Source organism: Thermodesulfobacteriota bacterium (assembly GCA_040755095.1).
Taxonomy (GTDB): Bacteria; Desulfobacterota; Desulfobulbia; order Desulfobulbales; family JBFMBH01; genus JBFMBH01.
In genome coordinates, this window is the sequence record JBFMBH010000229.1 from 1 (window position 1) to 3,277 (window position 3,277).

At 69.7% G+C, this 3,277-nt stretch carries 4 protein-coding genes; all 4 read right to left on the reverse strand.

The genetic code is table 11. The features are described from left to right. Positions 1–986, reverse strand: a 986-nt coding sequence (locus AB1634_19110; protein ID MEW6221622.1) for a class I SAM-dependent methyltransferase, incomplete at its 3' end; no start/stop codon positions are given. Continuing rightward, positions 983–2,059, reverse strand: a complete 1,077-nt coding sequence (gene rfbG / locus AB1634_19115; GenBank protein ID MEW6221623.1) for a CDP-glucose 4,6-dehydratase — start codon at positions 2,057–2,059, stop codon at positions 983–985. The genes AB1634_19110 and rfbG, both read right to left, overlap by 4 nt. Next, positions 2,041–2,808 (reverse strand): glucose-1-phosphate cytidylyltransferase, encoded by a 768-nt coding sequence (gene rfbF / locus AB1634_19120; protein MEW6221624.1) that lies wholly within the window; start codon positions 2,806–2,808, stop codon positions 2,041–2,043. Before rfbF ends, rfbG begins: the two co-directional genes overlap by 19 nt. Beyond that, a partial coding sequence (locus tag AB1634_19125; GenBank protein ID MEW6221625.1) for a CmcI family methyltransferase occupies positions 2,805–3,277 on the reverse strand: 473 nt, incomplete at its 5' end. The genes AB1634_19125 and rfbF, both read right to left, overlap by 4 nt.

The following is a 3,277-nucleotide window of genomic DNA, read 5'->3' on the forward strand; positions in this document are numbered from 1 at the left end:
AGAAGCGTGTTGCCTTTGGCCGGCGCGCCGTAGCCGGCGATGCGGCGCCCCTGGTCTTTTTCCCGGATGAGAAAGGACAGAAGATCCCGTTTGACCGCGGCGGCCTGGGCCGCGAAGGCGGTGTAGGTGGCCAGCCGGTGGAGGCCGGCGGCCTCTTCCCGGGCGCGCAGCCGGGAAACAGTCTCGCGCACCGGCCGGCTGCCATCCCCCTTATGGCGGACAAAGATCCGGAGGGAGCCGCCGTGGATGGGCAGCTCCTTTACATCGAAGACGGTCAGGCCCTGGTCCTCGAAGATCCGCTCCAGGGCCAGGAGTGAGAAGTAGGAGAAGTGCTCGTGGTAGATGGTGTCGAACTGGCGCTCGGCCATCAGGTGGAGCAGGTGCGGGAACTCCAGGGTGATGGTGCCCTGCTCCTTGAGACACAGGCCAAGCCCGGCGACAAAGCCCGCAAGGTCCGGCACATGGGCAAGGACGTTGTTGCCGACCACGAGATCGGCCCGCCGGCCGGCGGCGGCCAGGCGCCGGGCCAGGCCGGCGGTGAAGAAGTCGACCTCGGTGGGAATGCCGGCCCGGATGGCCACCTGGGCGACGCCCGCCGCCGGCTCCACCCCCAGCACCGGGATGCCGGCCCGGGCGAAGTATCCCAGGAGGGTGCCGTCATTGGCCGCGATCTCCAGGACCAGACTGCGGCCATCCAGGCCCAGGCGGGGGATCATCTCCTGGGCATAGGCCTGGCAGTGGGCCTGCCAGGTGGCGGCATAGGACGAGAAATAGGGATAGTCGCCGGTGAAGATCGCCTCGGGCGGGATCGTCTCCTCCAGCTGCACCAGGAGGCAGTGGCTGCAGACCCGGGCATGGAGGGGGTAGAAGGTCTCGCCGGCAGACAGATCCGCCGGGCCCAGGAAGCGGTTGGCCAGGGGGCTTACGCCCAGGTCCACGAAGGTATGGGCCAGCGGCGTGCCGCAGGCCCGGCAGGGGCTGGTCACGGCTGTCCTCCGGCAAGAAAGGATTGGATCTGACCGAGGGTGAAGGGCCGCATGGCCGCGCCGGCCTGGTACGCCCGGTACCAGGCCACGGTCAGGGCCAGGGCCGCCGGCAGATCCAGCCGCGGGCGCCAGCCCAGCCGGGCCCGGGCCTTGGCGCTGTCCAGGGCCAGAAACCGGGTCTCGTGGGGCTGATCCGGGGCATCCCCCTCCCAGGCCGCGCCGCCGCCCCAGAGGGCCGCCGCGCGCTCGACCACCATGGCCACCGGCACGATCCCTTCCGCCGGCGGGCCGAAGTTCCAGGCCTCGGCCCAGGGGCTGCCCTCGGTGGCCAGGCGCTGGGCCAAGAGGAGATAGCCGGCCAGGGGATCGAGGACGTGCTGCCAGGGCCGCACCGCCCCGGGATGGCGCAGCCGGACCGGCCGGCCGGCGGCAAAGCCCCGCATCAGGTCCGGTAGCAGCCGGTCCTCGCCCCAGTCGCCGCCGCCGATGACGTTGCCTGCCCGGACCGTGGCCACCGCCGGGCCGGCCTTGGCAAAGAACGAGCGGCGGAAGCTGGCGGTGGCGATCTCGGCGCAGGCCTTGCTGGCGGCGTACGGGTCGTGGCCGCCCAGGGCATCGTTCTCCCGGTAGCCCCAGGGCCATTCCCGGTTCTCGTAGCACTTGTCGCTGGTGACCACCACCACCGCCCGCACCGAGGGACAGAACCGGACCGCCTCCAGGAGATGGACGGTGCCCATGACATTGGTGGCGAAGGTGGCCCGAGGCTCGCTGTAGGCGCGCCGCACGATGGCCTGGGCCGCCAGGTGCAAGACCACCTCCGGCTGCTGCTCGCTGAGGCTCTGGCAGAGATACGGCAGGTCAGCCAGATCGCCGGTGATGCTCTCCATGGCCTCGCCCACGCCGGCGGCAACGAAGAGCGACGGCTCGGTGGGCGGCGCCAGGGCATAGCCGCGGACCTCGGCCCCCATCGCCTGCAGCCACAGGGCCAGCCAGCTGCCTTTGAAGCCGGTGTGGCCGGTGACAAAGACCTGGCGTCCCTGCCAGAAGGCCGGATCTAGTCCCAGAGCTTCCATGGCGCGTGGCCGGCGTTCCAGGTGTTGCGCAAGGTTCGCAGCTCGTGCAGGGTGTCCACACACTGCCAGTAGCCGTGGTGGCGGAAGGCAAAGAGCTGGCCGGCCGCCGCCAGGCGCTGGCAGGGGGCCAGCTCCCAGGATGTGTCGTCGCCGTCGATGTAGTCCAAAACCTCTGGCTCCAGGACGAAGAAGCCGCCGTTGATGATGTGGTCGGCGCCGGCCGGCTTTTCGCTGAAGGCCACCACCCGCGAGCCTTCCAGGTGCAGCATGCCGAACCGGTAAGGGGGGCTGACCGCGGTGATGGTGGCGAGTCCCCCGTGGCTGCGGTGGAAGGCCAAGAGCTCCGCCAGGTTGACGTTGGACAGGCCGTCGCCGTAGGTGAAGAAGAAGGTGCTGGTGAGCCGGCCGGCCAGGCGCTTCAACCGGCCACCGGTCATGGTGTGGGCCCCGGTGTCCTTGAGCTCGATCCGCCACCGCTCGGCACAGGGGCAGGTGGCGGTGCAGGTGCCCGCCGCCAGGTCCACCAGGAGATCGGCCTCGGTCTGGGGGTACTGCATGAAATAGCGCTTGATCACCTCGCCCTTGTAGCCCAGGGCGATGATGAAATCGTCATGGCCCTGGGCGGAAAAGATCTTCATGAGATGCCACAAGAGGGGCCGGCCCCCCACCTCGATCATGGGCTTGGGCAGCACCTCGGTCTCCTCCGACAGCCTGGTGCCGTAGCCGCCGGCGAGAATCACCACCTTCATCGGCCCGCCTCCTGGCCGGCAGCCGCCACGCAGCGCAGGTAGCCGTCCGGCGCGGCGGTGATCAGCAGCCGGTCCTCGATCCCCTTGTCGATCACGAACCGGTCCGTGCTCCGCAAAAACTCCCGGACCGCGGTCTTGGGGTTGTTGCCCGGGCCCCAGGGCCGGTCCAGGAACAGCTCTGCCGGCAGATCCTCGATGCCGGTATCGAAGACCACGCAGTAGCTGCCCGGCGAGACCAGCGGCGAGTAGATCTCAAGCTCCCGAAGCACGTGGTCGTGGGTGTGGTTGGAGTCGAGGCAGACCAGGACCCTCTGGCCGGTGCCGACCAGGGAGTGGACCGTCCGGGCGATGGCCGGGTCGATGCTCGAGCCCTCCAGCATGGTGATGCGGCGGGAAAGGGGGCTCTGTTCGATGGCCGCCCGGTTGTGGGGCCGGATGTCGATGTCGATGCCGATGACCCGGCCGTGGC